At 65.4% G+C, this 16,949-nt stretch carries 18 protein-coding genes and 1 other RNA gene; 16 read left to right on the top strand and 3 right to left on the bottom strand.

Going from position 1 to position 16,949, the window contains the following annotated elements; genetic code table 11:
- The first annotated feature begins 575 nt into the window (after positions 1-575).
- The 5 genes from AC4D2W_RS14500 to AC4D2W_RS14480 all read left to right on the top strand — a co-directional run bounded on the left by AC4D2W_RS14500 (position 576) and on the right by AC4D2W_RS14480 (position 6,698).
- On the top strand, positions 576-1,127 hold the full coding sequence (locus AC4D2W_RS14500) for a GNAT family N-acetyltransferase (protein ID WP_490927621.1): 552 nt from the start codon (positions 576-578) through the stop codon (positions 1,125-1,127).
- Positions 1,128-1,249: 122 nt separating this feature from the next.
- Positions 1,250-1,345, top strand: an RNA gene (gene ffs / locus AC4D2W_RS14495) — signal recognition particle sRNA small type.
- A gap of 78 nt (positions 1,346-1,423) precedes the next feature.
- Positions 1,424-4,495, top strand: coding sequence for a DNA polymerase III subunit gamma and tau (locus AC4D2W_RS14490; RefSeq protein ID WP_490927620.1), 3,072 nt, complete (start codon positions 1,424-1,426; stop codon positions 4,493-4,495).
- A gap of 114 nt (positions 4,496-4,609) precedes the next feature.
- The gene (gene recR, locus AC4D2W_RS14485) at positions 4,610-5,206 is read left to right on the top strand and encodes a recombination mediator RecR (RefSeq protein WP_400929581.1); all 597 of its coding nucleotides are present in this window, start codon (positions 4,610-4,612) and stop codon (positions 5,204-5,206) included.
- A gap of 205 nt (positions 5,207-5,411) precedes the next feature.
- A complete protein-coding gene (locus tag AC4D2W_RS14480; RefSeq protein ID WP_490927619.1) occupies positions 5,412-6,698 on the top strand; it encodes an aspartate kinase in 1,287 nt (428 codons plus the stop codon).
- Positions 6,699-6,763: 65 nt separating this feature from the next.
- Here AC4D2W_RS14480 and AC4D2W_RS14475 read toward each other — a convergent pair whose 3' ends face one another.
- Both AC4D2W_RS14475 and AC4D2W_RS14470 read right to left on the bottom strand, forming a co-directional pair.
- The gene (locus AC4D2W_RS14475; protein ID WP_490927618.1) at positions 6,764-7,075 is read right to left on the bottom strand and encodes a hypothetical protein; all 312 of its coding nucleotides are present in this window, start codon (positions 7,073-7,075) and stop codon (positions 6,764-6,766) included.
- A gap of 140 nt (positions 7,076-7,215) precedes the next feature.
- Entirely contained in the window at positions 7,216-7,431 is a 216-nt protein-coding gene (locus AC4D2W_RS14470) for a hypothetical protein (RefSeq protein ID WP_490927617.1), read from the bottom strand.
- 87 nt (positions 7,432-7,518) lie between these two features.
- Here AC4D2W_RS14470 and AC4D2W_RS14465 point away from each other — a divergent pair, with 87 nt between their 5' ends.
- From AC4D2W_RS14465 to AC4D2W_RS14450, 4 genes are read left to right on the top strand one after another with little or no spacing between them, the layout of a single operon-like run.
- Positions 7,519-7,977 (top strand): MarR family winged helix-turn-helix transcriptional regulator, encoded by a 459-nt coding sequence (locus AC4D2W_RS14465; RefSeq protein WP_490927616.1) that lies wholly within the window; start codon positions 7,519-7,521, stop codon positions 7,975-7,977.
- Entirely contained in the window at positions 7,964-8,965 is a 1,002-nt protein-coding gene (locus AC4D2W_RS14460) for a 3-methyladenine DNA glycosylase (RefSeq protein ID WP_490927615.1), read from the top strand. Before AC4D2W_RS14465 ends, AC4D2W_RS14460 begins: the two co-directional genes overlap by 14 nt.
- The gene (locus AC4D2W_RS14455) at positions 8,908-9,435 is read left to right on the top strand and encodes an SRPBCC domain-containing protein (RefSeq protein ID WP_490927614.1); all 528 of its coding nucleotides are present in this window, start codon (positions 8,908-8,910) and stop codon (positions 9,433-9,435) included. Before AC4D2W_RS14460 ends, AC4D2W_RS14455 begins: the two co-directional genes overlap by 58 nt.
- Positions 9,436-9,475: 40 nt before the next feature.
- Positions 9,476-9,976 (top strand): hypothetical protein, encoded by a 501-nt coding sequence (locus AC4D2W_RS14450; RefSeq protein WP_490927613.1) that lies wholly within the window; start codon positions 9,476-9,478, stop codon positions 9,974-9,976.
- 18 nt (positions 9,977-9,994) lie between these two features.
- Here AC4D2W_RS14450 and AC4D2W_RS14445 read toward each other — a convergent pair whose 3' ends face one another.
- Positions 9,995-10,477, bottom strand: a complete 483-nt coding sequence (locus AC4D2W_RS14445; RefSeq protein ID WP_490927612.1) for a DUF4442 domain-containing protein — start codon at positions 10,475-10,477, stop codon at positions 9,995-9,997.
- Positions 10,478-10,645: 168 nt separating this feature from the next.
- Between AC4D2W_RS14445 and AC4D2W_RS14440 the strand changes: the two genes are divergently transcribed.
- The 7 genes from AC4D2W_RS14440 (at position 10,646) to purL (ending at position 16,892) form a co-directional block, all read left to right on the top strand.
- The gene (locus tag AC4D2W_RS14440; protein ID WP_490927611.1) at positions 10,646-11,059 is read left to right on the top strand and encodes a hypothetical protein; all 414 of its coding nucleotides are present in this window, start codon (positions 10,646-10,648) and stop codon (positions 11,057-11,059) included.
- 92 nt (positions 11,060-11,151) lie between these two features.
- Positions 11,152-11,952, top strand: coding sequence for an amino acid ABC transporter substrate-binding protein (locus AC4D2W_RS14435; RefSeq protein WP_490927610.1), 801 nt, complete (start codon positions 11,152-11,154; stop codon positions 11,950-11,952).
- Between the two features lie 8 nt (positions 11,953-11,960).
- Entirely contained in the window at positions 11,961-12,629 is a 669-nt protein-coding gene (locus tag AC4D2W_RS14430; RefSeq protein ID WP_490927609.1) for an amino acid ABC transporter permease, read from the top strand.
- The gene (locus tag AC4D2W_RS14425) at positions 12,616-13,398 is read left to right on the top strand and encodes an amino acid ABC transporter ATP-binding protein (RefSeq protein ID WP_490927608.1); all 783 of its coding nucleotides are present in this window, start codon (positions 12,616-12,618) and stop codon (positions 13,396-13,398) included. Before AC4D2W_RS14430 ends, AC4D2W_RS14425 begins: the two co-directional genes overlap by 14 nt.
- A 154-nt stretch (positions 13,399-13,552) precedes the next feature.
- Complete coding sequence (gene purS / locus AC4D2W_RS14420) at positions 13,553-13,807, top strand: phosphoribosylformylglycinamidine synthase subunit PurS (protein WP_400929618.1); 255 nt, start codon at positions 13,553-13,555, stop codon at positions 13,805-13,807.
- A complete protein-coding gene (gene purQ / locus AC4D2W_RS14415; protein WP_490927628.1) occupies positions 13,807-14,583 on the top strand; it encodes a phosphoribosylformylglycinamidine synthase subunit PurQ in 777 nt (258 codons plus the stop codon). The genes purS and purQ overlap by 1 nt, the downstream gene beginning before the upstream one ends.
- The gene (gene purL, locus AC4D2W_RS14410; protein ID WP_490927607.1) at positions 14,583-16,892 is read left to right on the top strand and encodes a phosphoribosylformylglycinamidine synthase subunit PurL; all 2,310 of its coding nucleotides are present in this window, start codon (positions 14,583-14,585) and stop codon (positions 16,890-16,892) included. The genes purQ and purL overlap by 1 nt, the downstream gene beginning before the upstream one ends.
- Positions 16,893-16,949: the final 57 nt, after the last annotated feature.

Below are 16,949 nucleotides of genomic sequence, written 5' to 3'. Positions count from 1 at the left end.
TAATTCCCGGTTACCGTTTCATCCGGCCGGACGAACCCGCGCAAAAGCCCCGGCTTTCCGTGTCGGTGCACTGGGCACAGGCAGGATCACCAGAATGTTTTTGGTGGGGTTTGGCCGCCATGCTCAGGTTGTTTTGCAACTCCCGGCCGCGGCGACTTAGAAGACTCTACACGGGGTTGGGGACCGGCGCAAATCGACTTCCGGCGGGCGGTAAGCCCGCCTTCAGGCGGCAGATAAAGCCGCGTTGCAACACCGAAAAAGGGCGCCCTGCATTCGGCTCTGCATCCCACCGGAGGGAACCCGCAACAACGGCCTTGGTGGCCGCTTCGGCATTCGAGGGGATAAGAAGGTAGAGACAATGCAGCAAACAGCAGGATCCCCGATCAGGACGACGTACTACAGAGAAGAGGAGCGCCATGCCCCCGGCCGGCAGACAGGTTCGCCCCCTCCCTCTGAAGCTCCCTGTGCTTACGGGCCCCGGGCGAACAACCCCCAGGCGGACAGGCCCCGCACTTACCGAGCCCTCCCCTGTCTCTGCCGGGGCACCAACAACTACCGGGGCACCGATCCCCCAGGTGACGCTCCGCGCCTTCACGGCTGACGACGTCGTCCTCATCCAGTCCGCGTCCATGGATCCACTGATTCCCCTGATCACCTCGGTTCCTGCTGCTCCGGAATCCGACGGCGGTAAGCAGGCTCCTGCAGGCGAAACTGAGGCTCTGGCCTTCATCGAGCGCCAGCACCATCGCCTGAGCAGCGGAGCGGGCTGGTCTTTTGCCGTTGCGGATGCCTTAACCGGTGAAGCCGTGGGGCAGATTGGGCTGTGGCCGGGCCAGTCGTCCCGCCGCACCGGCAACCCGAACACCATCGGGTATTGGATTGGTCCCGCCCACCGCAAACAGGGGTACGCCCGTGCGGCACTGGAGCTGCTGACCGAGTGGGCACTGACAGGGGTGCGGCTGCCGCGGGTTGAACTGTATATAGAGCCGTGGAATGAGGGCTCCTGGCGCACCGCCGAGGCAGCCGGCTATACAAGGGAGGCTTTGCTGCCCTCCTGGCAGAAGGTGGGAGGGCATTGGCGTGACATGTACCGCTACGCCCGGACTGCTGCAGTGCCTCCCCTATAAGGGCTGCATATAGAGGATGCGTATGGGCACGCCACGAAGCACCGGACCGAGCGCCGACCCGCTGCGGAAGCGCCCTGGAACCGGGTGCCGCAAAAGCACTCCAAAAATCGGGTAGACTGGTTCCCGGCCCCTCATGTGGTGTCATCCTGTGAACTCCCCCAGGACCGGAAGGTAGCAAGGGTAAGCGGGCTCTGGCAGGTGCATGAGGGGTCTTTAATTTTTTCAGGACCAACAGGTTTTCCCCGCCCCAAATGCCGGGATGCAAACCGTCAGTGCCAACCGATAGGGTTCTATCTGTGAGTACAGCTCTTTACCGCCGCTACCGTCCCGAGAGCTTTGCGGATGTGATCGGGCAGGAGCACGTCACGGAGCCGCTGATGGCGGCGCTCTCCAAGAACCGCGTTAATCACGCCTATCTCTTCTCCGGCCCCCGCGGCTGCGGCAAAACAACTTCCGCCCGCATCCTCGCGCGCTGCCTGAACTGCGCCGAAGGCCCGACGCCGGTCCCCTGCGGCAAGTGCGACAGCTGCGTTGAACTGGCCCGCAGCGGATCCGGCAGCCTGGACGTCATCGAGATTGACGCGGCCAGCCACGGCGGTGTCGACGACGCCCGCGACCTGCGCGAACGTGCCACCTTTGCCCCGGTCCGGGACCGCTACAAGATCTTCATCATTGACGAGGCCCATATGGTCACGTCTGCCGGCTTCAATGCGCTGCTGAAGATCGTCGAAGAGCCGCCGGAGCACATCAAGTTCATCTTCGCCACCACGGAACCGGACAAGGTCATTGGCACCATCCGGTCCCGCACCCACCACTATCCGTTCCGCCTGGTCCCGCCCGAACCGCTGCTGGCGTACCTGGACAAGCTCTGCCAGCAGGAGAACGTGCCGGTGGCCCCGGGCGTCCTCTCCCTGGTGATCCGCGCCGGAGGGGGATCCGTCCGTGACTCGCTGTCCGTGCTGGACCAGCTGATGGCCGGCGCCGGAGAGTCCGGCCTGGACTATGAACTGGCCGTCAACCTTCTGGGCTACACCCCCATCTCACTGCTCGACGACGTCGTCGACGCCTTTGCCGCCGGCGACGCCGCCACCGTCTTCCGTGCCGTGGACCGCGTCATCCAGACCGGACAGGACCCGCGACGGTTTGTCGAGGACCTGCTGGAGCGCTTCCGGGACCTGATCATCGTCCACGCCATGCCGGAGAGCGCCGCCGCAGTGCTGCGCGGCATGCCGGAAGACCAGATCAGCCGGATGAGCACGCAGGCCACCCAGCTTGGCGGTGCCGAACTGTCCCGCGCGGCAGACATCACCAACACCGCACTGACCGAGATGACGGGCGCCACTTCGCCGCGCCTGCATCTGGAACTGCTCTGCGCCCGCATCCTGCTGCCCGCCGCCGACCAGACCGAGCGCGGCACAGCTGCCCGGGTGGACCGGATTGAACGCCGGCTCAGCTACGCCGGTGACAGCACCGAGGCTGTTGGCCGTGCCGCCGCAGCAGCTTCCCCGGTGGAATCCATTCCGGCTGCACCGGCCACGGCGGATGAGCCCGTGGTTGTAGCGGACGCACCGGCCGCGCCGACCGCGCCGACGGTTTCGCCGTCTAACGGTTCGGCAAACGGTACGCAGCCAAACGCGTCCAGGCCGGAAGCAGCACCGGCAGCCGCGGCCGCGCCGTCGGAGAGTTCGCCCCTGGATTGGGGCGGAACCTGGGCAACAGCCCCCGAGCCGCAGGCAGCTGCACACGGAACCGCTGGAACAGGGCAGTCCGCACCTGCCGCGGACCGGGTTGGGGCACATGCTGGTTCCTCTGCAGCTGCTCCCGACCGCGGTCACCAGACGGCGGCTCCCTCGCCCGCTGCTTCGCCGGCCTGGCAGTCCGCCCCGGGGAATTCTGCGGCGCCGGCCTCCACATCCGCGCCGGCTCCTGCCGGCCAGCCTGCTGCTGCTGAATCAGGCGATGCCGGCGGGCAGATTGAGATGATCCGCCGGGCCTGGCCTGAGATCATGGATGCCCTCACGGGAATCCGCCGTGCCACCTGGCTCAACGTCAGCAAGAACGCCAGCCCCAAGTCCTTCAACGGACGAATCCTGGAACTGGCCTTCAGCAACCAGGGCGCCGCCACCAACTTCAACCGCCCCGACCACCTGGAGAACCTCCGCAAGGCAGTCAACCAGGTCCTTGGCGTGGATTGCCAGGTCAACGTGGTGCATGACAGTTCGGCGGGTGAGTCGGGCCCAAAAGCAGGTAGCCGGTTAACCCCGGCGCCGGCTTCCGCGAAGGTCCAGGCTCCGTCCCAGCAACAACACGCCGTCCGGCAGGAAACGGCTTCGTCAACAACTGTGTCTTCTTCGCCGGTTCCTTCATCGCCGGTTCCTCCGGCACCTGAAGCAGCCGCTGAATCTCCGGCGCCGCCAAAAGCAGCCGCTGGATCTGCGGCGTCACAGGGCGGCCCGGCCCACGGTTCCTCAGCCGTTGTGTCCGGACCCGCGGCCGCTGCCGCGCTCAATCGGCGACGCACCCAAAACCCCCAGCAGGGTGCCGATGCTCAGCAGCCGCAGCGATCCCGGCAACCCCAGCAGGGCGGTCCTTCCGCGGCGGACCAGTCGTCGTCGTCGTCGCGTCAGCCGTCGCAGTCCCCGGTTCAGTCGGCGGGTCAGTCGGCGGGTCAGTCCACAGCGAGCAGTGCCAGGAACAAGCCTGTAGCCGCGCCCGGACCGCTGCCCGAAGACTGGCAGCAGGAACCGCCTGAGGACCCCTACGCCGGAGGACCCGAAAGCAACGCCTGGGAACAGGCCGAGCCGCCGGCGGACGTGTATTCGGCGGGCAACCTGTCGGACAGCGAATGGGCAGCGACCAACTGGGCCGGAACCGGTTCTTCGCCGGCCAGGGCTGCCGGCAGCGCACACGGCAACAGCACCGGCAACGCCGACAACGCTGGCAACACCGAAAACGCAGTGCGCCGGGCTGCTCCTGCGTCCGGGGGCAAGCCGTCCCCGGCCGCTCCGGCGTCGATTGCTTCGGCGTCGATTGCTCAGGCGTCGGCTGCTCCGGGAGCCGCGGCGTCGTCGTCCGTTGCAGCACCGGCCCGCCCGCAGCCGCAGCCGGCAGCGCAGCACGCGTCCGGCCCGGGCCCCGGCAACAATGACGGCCGGCCGTTGAGCCGCTATCAAAAACTGCTCAACGAAGCCGCCGCACGCGGCGGCTCGCCCAATCCCTCCGCTGGACGCAGCAACGTAAACTTGGTGGAGGACATCCCCAGCGCGGATGACATCCGGTTGGAAGATTCCGGGCTGGTGGGCAGGAAAGCCATCGAGCGGATTCTGGGTGGCCGACTGATCGAAGAACGCAGCGTGGACGGCCGCTAGCCCTCCCGTTTTTGCTGGCCCGCCGCCCCGATTCCGCGGCTGGCCCGCAGAGACAACCCGCAGCACCGGTGCCGCCTTAGCGGCGGCGCACATCCATCCAGCAGAGAAGGTCACGTGTACGAAGGCGCAGTTCAGGAACTGATTGATGAGCTGGGCCGGCTTCCGGGGATTGGCCCCAAGTCAGCCCAGCGCATTGCCTTCCACATTCTGGAAGCTGATCCCGAGGACATGCGGAAGCTGGCGTCCTCCATCATCACGGTGAAGGACAAGGTGAAGTTCTGCACGATCTGCGGCAACGTCACCGAGCAGGAAACGTGCGCCATCTGCCGTGACACGCGCCGGGATCCCACCATGATCTGCGTGGTGGAAGAATCCAAGGACGTTATTGCGGTGGAACGCACACGGTCCTTCCGCGGCCGGTACCACGTCCTCGGCGGCGCCATTAATCCCATTGCGGGGATCGGACCGGATCAGCTGCGCATCCGGGAACTGCTCAGCCGGCTCTCAGACGAACAAATTTCGGAAATCATCATCGCCACGGATCCCAACCTTGAGGGCGAAGCCACGGCCACCTACCTCTCCCGGATGCTCAAGACCCTGGGCATCAACGTGACCCGGCTGGCGTCGGGGCTGCCGGTGGGCGGAGATCTGGAATACGCCGACGAGATTACGCTGGGCCGGGCATTTGAAGGCCGACGGAGCATGTCCTAGCTCCCGGCCTCCGCCGCGGAACGTGACATTAAGTGCATGTGTCCCTTCTATTTCGGCGCGTTCGGGGCGCAACGATAGACTTTTGATGGTTGGCCGCAGCTTCTGCGGCCCCGGCTTCCCGGGACTGCCGGGGCTGACATCGACTGCACCGCGCCAAGGACGTCGCCGGGCACCAAACCGGAAGTGATTCAGAGAGCGTGTACGCATGAGCCTGATTGTTCAGAAATTCGGCGGTTCCTCCGTGTCCGACGCCGAAGGCATCAAGCGCGTCGCCAAACGCGTGATGGATACACACACCGCCGGCAACGAGGTGGTGGTGGTGGTCTCCGCCATGGGTGACAGCACGGATGAACTGCTGGATCTGGCGGGCCAGATCACCACCGACGGAAACGCCCGCGAGATGGACATGCTCCTCAGCGCCGGCGAACGTATTTCCATGGCCCTGCTGGCCATGGCGATCAATGAACGCGGGGGCTCCGCCCAGTCCTTCACGGGCAGCCAGGCCGGCATGATCACTGATGCCATTCACGGCAAGGCGCGCATCATTGACGTCTCGCCGCACCGGATCAAGACAGCCATTGAAAAGGGCGACGTCGCCATCGTCGCCGGGTTCCAGGGCATGAGCCGGGACAGCCATGACATCACCACGCTGGGCCGCGGCGGTTCGGACACCACCGCCGTCGCGCTGGCCGCAGCACTCGGCGCGGACGTCTGCGAGATCTACACCGACGTTGACGGCATCTACACCGCCGATCCCCGCGTTGTGTCCTCCGCTCAGAAGATCGACAAGATCTCCAGCGAGGAAATGCTGGAAATGGCCGCTTCCGGCGCCAAGATCCTGCACCTGCGCTGCGTGGAATATGCCCGCCGCTTCGGTGTGCCCCTGCACGTCCGCTCATCCTTCAGCTCGCACGAGGGAACCTGGGTCCTGCCCAGCCCCGATGACAAGATTAAGATTCAAGAGGGAGAACCCTTGGAACAGCCCATCATCTCCGGCGTCGCCCATGACCGCTCCGAAGCCAAGGTCACCGTGGTGGGCGTTCCCGACATCCCCGGCAAGGCCGCGGAAATCTTCGGGATTGTGGCCGGCGCGAACACCAACATCGACATGATTGTCCAGAACGTCTCCACCAAGGGTTCGGGACGGACGGACATCTCCTTCACGCTGCCGATCATCGACGGCAAAGAGGCCATTGACGCGCTGAATGCGGCCAAGGACGAGGTCGGTTTCGACACGATCCAGTACAACGAGCAGATCGGCAAGCTTTCACTGATCGGCGCCGGCATGCGCTCCAACCCGGGAGTCTCGCACCGGTTCTTCGAGGCGCTGCACCACGCCGGAGTGAACATCGACATGATTTCCACCTCGGAGATCCGCATCTCCGTGGTCACCAGCGCCAAGCTGCTGGACACGGCCGTGCGCGCAGTCCACGGAGCATTCGGGCTCGACGGCGAGGACGCAGCCACGGTCTACGGCGGAACCGGGCGCTAGGTTAAGGTCTTCGCCTCTGCCCGGACGCCCGAAGGGGTCCGGGCAGGCGGGTTCAGGTGGCCGGGTCAGTGCTCCGGCAGCATTGGCGGGCGCTTGCCGTAGGACGGATACGAGAGCAGATATCCTTGCGGATACGGCTCCGCCGGAGGAACGGCCCGGACGCCGTAATGCCGGCCGCCGCCGTCGGTCTCCACCCGGATGGACCGAATCTGGTCGTCGATCTCGTTTTCTAAGTCGTCATGAAGATGCCGAACCGGCTCCGTGGCGCCGTCACGTGCGGCGTCTCCGTAGAACACGGATACCAGGCGGCCGAGCTTGCCCAGGGGTCCGGGGCCGTGAGATACGGGCGCGGGCCGGGCGGGGATTTCATCGCTCATGGAAGATTCCTTGTGCGGTTGAGGCCGGAAGTCCGTCCAGGCTCAGGGGTCCTGGATTCCGGGTTAATCAACCGTACGCGTTGCCCGCCGCACTGCGGGCGGAATACGCAAACTTTTATGCCGGCTACGCGGAGGGGCTGCTACTCCGGCTTGCGCGTCACGATGTAGCTGCTGCCGTCCGCCCGCGTGACGGTTTCCCACTGCGCCTTCTCCTGCGCCTGCTGCTGCTTGAGCAGCTGCTGATTCTCATCAGTCATGGGATGGTCCAGGGCACTGGTTTGGGCCGGACCGAAAATCAGCCGCACCTTGCCGGTGGCCCGCATGAATTTCGAGGTGAAGCTTTCCTTGTCAGCCATCTCCAGAACCTTTCCGCAACGTCGTAGCCTGATGCCCATAGTACGCTAATCATTAGTGCACTAACGGTTTGGGAAGAGGGCTGGATCATGAAACAGGCAGACGACGACCTCCTGCTGGAGCATCAGCTCTGCTTTGCCCTGTCGGTGGCATCCCGCAGCGTGGTAGGCGCCTACAAGCCGGTCCTGGAAAAGCTGGGCCTCACCCACCCGCAGTACCTCGTCATGCTTGCCCTGTGGGAACAGAGCCCGCGCACTGTGCGCAGCCTGGGCGAGGCGCTGGCCATGGAACCGGCCACCCTCTCCCCCATGCTCAAGCGCCTCGAATCTGCCGGATTCGTTTCCCGCAACCGTTCTCCGCTGGATGACCGTTCCCTGGCGGTGGATTTGACCGAGGCCGGACGGGCGCTGCGCCGGGATGCCACTGAAGTTCCGGGCATCATGATGGGCAAGCTAGACCTGAGCCGGGAACAGGTTCGGGAGCTCAATGAGGCAATGCGCCGCCTGATCAGCGCAGCCCAGGCAGTGCCGGAGCATGAGGCAGGATAATGGTGCAGTGACTTCTTCCGCCTTTACCGCCGTCCTGACCGAGGAACAGTGGCTGCCGCTGAGCCGGCAGCACGTTGAGCGCGTCCAGCCGTTCGTTCAGGGTTTCCTCACCCGCAGGTCGGCCGGGCGGAAGCATCCGGTGGAGGATTTCCTCTTTACCTACTATTCCCAGAAGCCCGGGCAGCTGCTGCGCTGGCACCCGGGGGCCGGCGTCGTACTGACCGGTCCCGCGGCCGGCGAGCGCGCGGGCTGGAAGTTCTACCGCCCCCTCAGCGAGGCGGAACTGGCAGCGGAAGGCCTCAGCAGTACGACGACGGCTGTCACCGTTGACCTGCCGGCCTTTGCGGCCGCGCGCGGTGACGCAGCAGCGTTCACCCGCATGCTGCTTTCCCGCACCGCAGCCCGGAAGCCAACCCTGGGCTGCTTCGGCATGCATGAATGGGCCATGGCCTATAGGTCGGAGACAAACGGCATCCGGCATGAATACCTCCAGCTGCGCCTGGGGGCGGAAGGCACCGATGATTTGGTGGAGCGCAGCAAGATCCGCTGCACCCACTTTGACGCGTTCCGCTTTTACGCACCGCAGGCCGCACCCTTGAATGAGCTGGTTCCCACCCGGGAGAACCAGCCTGAGCTGGAACAGCCCGGGTGCCTGCACGCCAACATGGACCTGTACAAATGGGCCTACAAGCTCGTCCCGCTGCTGCCCAGCGAACTGGTGATGGACTGCTTTGAACTCTCCTGGCGCATCCGGACCATGGACATGCGGGCCTCCCCCTACGATCTGCAGGATTGGGGCTATTCTCCGATCCCGGTGGAGACCCCGGCAGGCCGCAGTGAGTATGCTTCTGCCCAGCGGCAGTTCAGCGAAGAGTCGCAGCAGCTGCGGGCCCGCATCCTCGGCCTGTTGGAACCCCAACAGGAGCGGCCATGCAGCCAGAACCCACCGGCAGGGTCCACCGCACCGGACCGGAGTCTTACCACCTGACCCTTACCCGCACGTTTACCGAATCTCCCTCCTCCGTGTGGTCCAGCTTCACCGACTCCTCCCTCGCAGCCCCGTGGTTTGGCCGCTGGGAAGGTTCCCCGCACCGGGGCGACAGCGTGGATGTGCAGATGCTGTATGAGGAAGGGCTGCCGTGGAGCCGGTTTCGGATTTCAGAGTGTTCGGCCCCGGAGCTGCTTCGGGTGCTGGTGGAGGATGAGTACGGCAGCTGGGACCTGGAGGTCCGGCTTCGGGACGCCCCGGGCGGCGCCGGGCTGGAGTTTATTCACCACCTGGACGACCCGCTGGCAGCGGAAAGCGTGGGACCCGGCTGGGAATACTATCTGGACCGGCTCACGGCGGTCCGAACCGGCGGAACCGTTCCGGAATTCGAGGAATATTACCCTGGCCAGGGCCCTTACTTCCTGGCCCAGGCACGGGCAGCAGCCGATGCTCACGAAACCGGGCGCTGAAGCTCGCTAAGCTGGGGCCACCCTACCCGGAGGTCTCACCATGTTCCGCCCGCTTCGAGGACTGCTGGTCCTGACATTTGCCGCCCTTGCCCTGTCCGCGTGCGGAGACTCCGCCGGCGCGCCAACAGACGGTTCGACGGCGCCGTCCCCGTCACCCTCAGCGTCCGCGCCGTCGGCGACCCCCAGCGGATCCCCCGCTGCGGCCGGCACCTCGCTGACCGTTGACTTCCTTGCCGACGGAGACACGCCGAGCGGGACCTGGGCGCTGCAGTGCAACGGTGCAGACCCCGCGGGAACCTCCGATGCTCCGGATCCTGCTGCCGCCTGCGCCGTGCTGGCCGAGCAGGGAGCTGCACTGTTCTCCCCGGTGGATCCAGACCTCATGTGCATCCAGCAGATCAGCGGAATGCAGCGGGCCAAGGTCACCGGAACCGTGAACGGGGAATCGGTGGACCGCACCTTCTCGCTGCGCGACGGCTGTGAGACCGGAAAGTGGGAGAGCCTCACCGCGCTCCTGGGCCCGGCAGAGGCAACCCTCTAGGGAATCAGCAGCCCGGGATCAGGAAATCGGCAGCGGAGACTTTTCCCGCTTGCGCCGGACATAAACCTGCTTTTTCACCCGCGCCACCACCTCGCCGTCGGCGTCCACCACGTCCACGGAGAACCACTCCAGCACTTTCCCGCCGCCGGCAGCCAGCTTCCTGAGGCGCTCCACATCGGCCGGCGCCAGGACAAACCGGGCCGTGACATCGCCGCGGCCGGGCTTGATGAAGTCGATTTCAGCTGCCCGGTCCCACACCACGTGGTCCCCGCCCAGCTGGCGCAGCAGGAGCATCATCCAAAACGGATCCGTCATGGCGAAGAGCGAACCGCCAAAATGCACGCCGGCCACATTGCGGTTCCACCAGTGCAGCCGCAGCCTCACATCAGCGGACATAAAATCCCCGCCCAGATCAGTGATGTGGATACCGGAAAAGGCGAACGGGGGCCAACAGTTCATATAGCGGCGCACGATGGCCGGCTTGGCAGTAAGGGCTTTCACGGACCCACTCTAGCGGCAGGGAAACGGGTCGCAGCTGAAGCCCTCGCGGCACCCAAGCGGACTTGTTGCTCGGCCGAACCCTCCGTAAACTAAATAAGTATGCTTAGTATCGGTTCGGCGCGGTGGGTGATGGAGCCCTTTCGTCCGGACCTCAATTGGAGGCACGAAATGTCAACGCAAGCGAGACCCGGAGGTGCAGCAGATCCTGCACCGGAATCCTACGTCCCGTGGTGCACCCACTGCGGGACGGATGACTACCTGATCATCGAATCCGTGGAACCGGCCGTTGGCAAAGACGCCGCGGAGTTCCTCGAAATCAGCTATACCTGCTCCGAATGCAACCGTTTTTACGGCCACCCGGTCCGGCATTCCGCTGTCCGGGCGCGCAGCCTCAACGCGGGCAGCCCGGAGGACGCCGAGTATCTGCACTGCGGCGAGCCCATGCAGCGCCGGGACACGGCAACGGTGTCCATCTTTGGACCCCTCTTCACTGACCCGGACGGCGCTGCTGTTCCTGAAGTCCAGCTGGACACCACGCTGCTGCGGTGCCGCTGCGGCTTCCAGATCAGCGTTCCCGCCTAAGCCTGTCACCCGCCGATCTACACACGGCGTAACAAACACCGTGTGCAGACCGGCGAAGGTGCGTATCGTGACAGGCAAACTCTAGGAGAAACATGCGCATCCATAAGACCCTCGCGGCGCTCGCACTGGCCACCGGCACCCTGACTCTGGCTGCCTGCGGCTCAGGCGGAGCGGACGACACCGCCCAGACGGGGCTCGCGGCCATTCAGGACGAGGGCACCATCGTGGTCGGCACTGAAGGCACTTACCGCCCGTTCAGCTTCCACGCTGACGGCTCGGGCGACCTGACCGGCTACGACGTCGAAATCACCGAAGCGGTTGCCGACAAGCTCGGCGTTGACGTGAAGTTCGAAGAGACGCAGTGGGACGCCATTTTCGCCGGACTCGACGCCAACCGCTTTGCCATGATTGCCAACCAGGTGTCCATCAACCCGGAACGCGAGGAGGCATACGACTTCTCCGAGCCGTACACCGTGAGCCCCGGGGTCATCGTGGTGCCCGAAGGTGAAACGTCGATCAGTTCCTTCGCCGATCTCGCCGGCAAGACGACGGCCCAGTCACTGACGAGCAACTGGTACACGCTTGCCCAGGACAGCGGTGCCAAGGTGGAGGCCGTGGAGGGATGGGCGCAGGCCGTATCCCTGCTCGAGCAGGGACGCGTGGACGCCACCGTCAATGACAAGCTGACCTACCTCGACTACATGCAGCAGACGCCGGATGCCCCGCTTCAGATCGCGGCCGAAACCGACGATCCCGCGCTCTCGGCCTTTGCTTTTGCCAAGGGCAACACCGAGCTGCGCGACGCCGTCAATGACGCACTGGCCCAACTGCGCGCTGACGGAACGCTCGCCGAGATCTCCGAGAAGTACTTCGGCGAGAACGTCACGGAGTAGGCGGGTCCATGGATGAGTCGACGTGGGACCTCGTCCTGCGCTCCTTCCTGCCGCTTGTTGAAGGCGCGGTCAAAGGCACGATTCCGCTCGCGCTGGTTTCCTTCGCCCTGGGACTGGCCATCGCCCTCGGCATCGCACTGCTGCGGCTGTCGAAAGTGCGGATCCTCTCCGCAATCGCCCGTGTCTATGTGTCGGTCGTGCGGGGAACCCCGCTGTTGGTGCAGCTCTTCGTCATTTTCTACGGCCTGCCCTCCATCGGGGTGCTGGTGCCCCCGTGGCCCAGCGCCGTCATCGCGTTCTCCCTCAATGTGGGCGGTTACGCGGCCGAGGTCATCAGGGCTGCGATCCTTTCCGTCCCGCGCGGTCAGTGGGAAGCGGCCTACACCATTCGCATGTCCTCCGCGCAGACCCTCATCCGCGTCATCCTGCCGCAGGCAGCCCGGGTTTCGGTGCCGCCGCTGTCCAACACGTTTATCAGCCTGGTGAAGGACACCTCCCTCGCCTCCCTCATTCTCGTTACCGAGTTGTTCCGGCAGGCGCAGGAGATTGCAGCGTTCAGCCAGGAGTTCATGGCCGTCTACATCGAAGCCGCGTTCATTTACTGGATCATCTGCCTGGTCCTGTCCACGGGACAATCTGCCCTTGAAAGGAGGCTGGACCGCCATGTCGCTAAATGAGGCTCCGGCGAACTCCGGCTCCGATGTCCTGGCCGTCCGCGGCCTGCACAAGCGCTTCGGCGCCGTGGAGGTGCTCAAGGGAATCGACCTGGACATCCGCCGCGGCCAGGTCGTCGCGCTTATCGGGCCGAGCGGATCCGGCAAGACCACTGTCCTGCGCTGCCTCAACGGCCTTGAGGTGCCGGATTCCGGCACCGTGCACTTTACCGGCGGCACTCCGGTGGACTTTGGGGCCAAACCGCCGCGCTCGGCAGTCTCCGGGCTGCGCGAGCACAGCGCCATGGTGTTCCAGCACTACAACCTGTTTCCGCACCGCACAGTGCTGGAGAACGTGATCGAGGGGCCGGTCCGGGTTCAGCGGAGGCCCAAAAAGGACGCTACAGGTGACGCTCTTGCCCTGCTCGCGCGCGTTGGACTTGCCGATAAGAGCGATGCCTATCCGTATGAGCTCTCCGGAGGCCAGCAGCAGCGGGTGGGCATTGTCCGCGCCCTCGCGCTCAAGCCGCGGCTGCTGCTCTTCGATGAGCCCACCTCGGCCCTGGACCCCGAACTCGTGGGGGAAGTGCTGGAGGCCATCCGCGAACTGGCGGCAGAGGGCTGGACCATGCTGCTGGTTACGCACGAGCTTCGCTTCGCCCGGGATGTAGCGGACCGCGTCATCTTCATGGACGGTGGCGTCGTCGTCGAGGAGGGCACGCCCGCCGAGGTGCTGGCTGCGCCGCGGCAGGAACGCACGCGGCAGTTTGTGCAGCGGCTGCTCGACCATTGAGCGGAGCCGGGGGCTGCTTTTTCGCGCCCCGGTGACATGTTCGGACGGCCGCGGAAAACGCCGCTAGACTGAACAGTGCAAGCTCGCGGAGCGCTGAATCAGCGTGAGACGGCAGGGTCCGCGGCCACCCATTTCTCTCACAGGAGTTGCCCGGATGCCCCGGATCGTTGTTGACGTTATGCCCAAACCTGAAATCCTCGATCCGCAGGGCAAGGCCATCGCCGGTGCCCTTCCGCGGCTGGGCCTCACCGGGTTCACCGGTGTCCGCCAGGGCAAGCGCTTTGAGCTGACCGTGGACGGAGACGTCACGGAAGAGGTCCTCGAACAGGCCCGCACGGCAGCCGCCACACTGCTGTCCAACCCGGTCATCGAGGACGTCACCCGCGTTGAAGTAATCTCGGAGGCCTGATTTTGAGCACTCCCCTGATTGGCGATTTCTCAGTCGTGCCGGACAACGAACAGCTGCGGGCCGTCCGGATCGGCATCATCACCTTTCCCGGCACCCTGGATGACCGCGACGCCGCCCGTGCAGTCACACTCGCCGGCGGCACCGCCGTCGGCCTCTGGCACAACGAAGCCAACCTGCAGTCCGTGGACGCCGTCATCATTCCCGGCGGTTTCTCCTACGGCGACTACCTGCGCGCGGGCGCCATTGCCCGCTTTGCCCCGCTGATGGACAGGGTCGTGGATGCATCCAAGGGCGGCATGCCCGTGCTGGGCATCTGCAACGGCTTCCAGATCCTCACCGAAGCGCACCTGCTGCCCGGCTCCATGATCAAGAACAACCATCTGAAGTTCTCCTGCGCGGACCAGCTGCTGCGCGTGGAAAACAACACGACGGCCTGGACCGGCTCCTACGCCAAGGACTCCGGCATGGTGATCCCGCTGAAGAACCAGGACGGCCAGTACGTCGCTGACGAAAAGACACTGGACGAGCTGGAGGGCGAAGGCCGCGTGGTGTTCCGCTACGACGGCGTCAACCCCAACGGCTCGCGCCGCAACATTGCCGGCATCACCAACGCCGCGGGCAACGTCGTCGGGCTCATGCCGCACCCCGAACACGCGGTGGAAGCAGGATTCGGCCCGGATTCCTCCGCCTACGGCGAGGTTGGGCTGGGCTACGGCACCGACGGCCTGGGCATCTTCACATCAGTACTCACTTCGCTCGTTGCCGGAGGCAAATAATGACAGTGTCCGCAGACTCCACCGCCGGGACGAAGAAATTCCGCATCGACACGGTTGAGCACGCCGCCGCCACTCCGGAGACCGACCTGCCCTGGGCCGAATTGGGCCTGAAGGAAGACGAGTTTAACCGCGTGGTGGAGATTCTGGGCCGCCGGCCCACCGCCGCTGAACTGGCCATGTATTCGGTCATGTGGTCCGAGCACTGCTCCTACAAGTCCTCCAAGGTGCACCTCTCCCAGTTCGGCGAGAAGGTCACCGAGAAGATGAAGGAACACCTGCTGGTGGGCATCGGCGAAAACGCCGGCGTGGTGGACATCGGCGACGGCTGGGCCGTGACCTTCAAGGTGGAATCCCACAACCACCCCTCCTTCGTGGAGCCCTACCAGGGCGCGGCGACCGGCGTCGGCGGCATTGTCCGCGACATCATCTCCATGGGTGCCCGCCCCGTCGCCGTGATGGATCCGCTGCGCTTCGGCGCCATTGACCACCCGGACACCGCGCGGCTGGTGCACGGCATCGTCTCGGGCATCGGCGGCTACGGCAACTCCCTGGGCCTGCCGAACATCGGCGGGGAACTGGTCTTCGACTCCGTCTACCAGGGCAACCCGCTGGTCAACGCCCTGGCCGTGGGTGTCATGCGGCACGAGGATATCCGCCTGGCCAACGCCTCCGGCGCCGGCAACAAGGTGGTGCTCTTCGGTGCACGCACCGGCGGTGACGGTATTGGCGGCGCCTCGGTGCTGGCCTCCGAATCCTTCGACGCGGACAAGCCGTCCAAGCGCCCCGCCGTCCAGGTGGGCGATCCGTTCGCCGAAAAGGTCCTCATTGAGTGCTGCCTGGAACTGTTCAAGTCCTCCGTGGTGGAGGGTATCCAGGACCTGGGAGCGGCCGGTATTTCCTGCGCGACGTCGGAGCTCGCCTCCAACGGCGACGGCGGTATGCATGTGGAACTGACCAAAGTGCTGCTGCGCGATCCCACCCTAACCCCGGGCGAAATCCTGATGTCGGAGTCCCAGGAACGCATGATGGCCGTGGTGACGCCGGAGAACGTTGAGGCGTTCGAAGCCATCATGGACAAGTGGAACGTGGAGTACTCCTGGCTGGGCGAGGTCACCGGCAGCGGCCGGCTGGTCATCGACTGGGACGGCGAGACCATTGTGGACGTGGACCCGAAGACCGTGGCCCACGAAGGACCCGTGTACAACCGTCCGTTCCACCGCCCCGAATGGCAGGACCAGCTGCAGGCGGATGCGTTCGCCGGCGCCCGCCCGTTCGGTACCGACGCCATCAAGAAGTCCATCCTGGAGCTCATGGCGTCCCCGAACATGTGCGACAAGTCCTGGGTCACCAACCAGTTTGACCGCTATGTGCAGGGCAACACCGCGCTGGCCATGCCCGACGACGCCGGCGTCATCCGCGTGGATGAAACCACCGGCCTGGGCGTGGCGATCTCCACCGACGCGAACGGCCGCTACGCCTACCTCAACCCGTACGAGGGCGCGAAGCTGGCCCTGGCCGAGTCCTACCGCAACGTGTCCACCTCCGGAGCCATCCCCCTGGCGGTCACCGACTGCCTGAATTTCGGCTCCCCCGAGGACCCCGAGGTCATGTGGCAGTTTGCCGAGGCCGTCCGCGGCCTGGCCGACGGCTGCCGGGAACTGGGCATCCCGGTCACCGGCGGCAACGTTTCGCTCTACAACCAGACCGGCGGCGTTGCCATCCATCCCACCCCCGTGGTGGGTGTGCTGGGCGTGTTCGACGACGTCGCCCGCCGCACGCCGTCGGGCTGGCGCGAGGACGGGCAGGCGATCTACCTGATGGGTGTCACGAAGGACGAGCTGGACGGTTCCGAATTCGCCAACCTGCAGGGCCACCTGGGCGGACAGCCGCCCGTGGTGGACCTGATGCGGGAGAAGCTGCTGGGCGAGCTGCTGGTCAACGCCTCACGCGACGGCATGATCGACGCCGCCCATGACCTCTCCGAGGGCGGACTGGCTGCGGCGCTGTCCGAGATGGCGCTGCGTTTTGGCGTGGGTGCCCGCATTGGGCTGGACGAGGTCTGCGAGCGCGACGGAGTGGACCTGTTCACGATGCTGTTCTCCGAATCCCAGTCCCGTGCCCTGGTGTCCGTGGCCCGCAGCGAGGAGGTCCGGTTCAAGGACATGTGCTCCGCCCGCGGCTACGCGCACATGCGCATTGGCGTGGTGGACACCGAGATTGAGGCGCTGGACTTCCAGGGCCAGTTCTCACTGCCGCTCTCCGAGTTGAAGGAAGCCTACGAGGGGACCCTGCCGAAGCACTTCGGCTAAGCCTCCCTCCCTTCCTCCCTCCCTTCCTCCCCCCCATCGATATACCAGTAGGTGCAC

This window comes from Arthrobacter sp. TJ-58 (genome assembly GCF_058269295.1).
The sequence above is the reverse complement of the archived record's forward strand: the minus strand, read 5'-3'. Positions and strand labels throughout refer to the sequence as shown.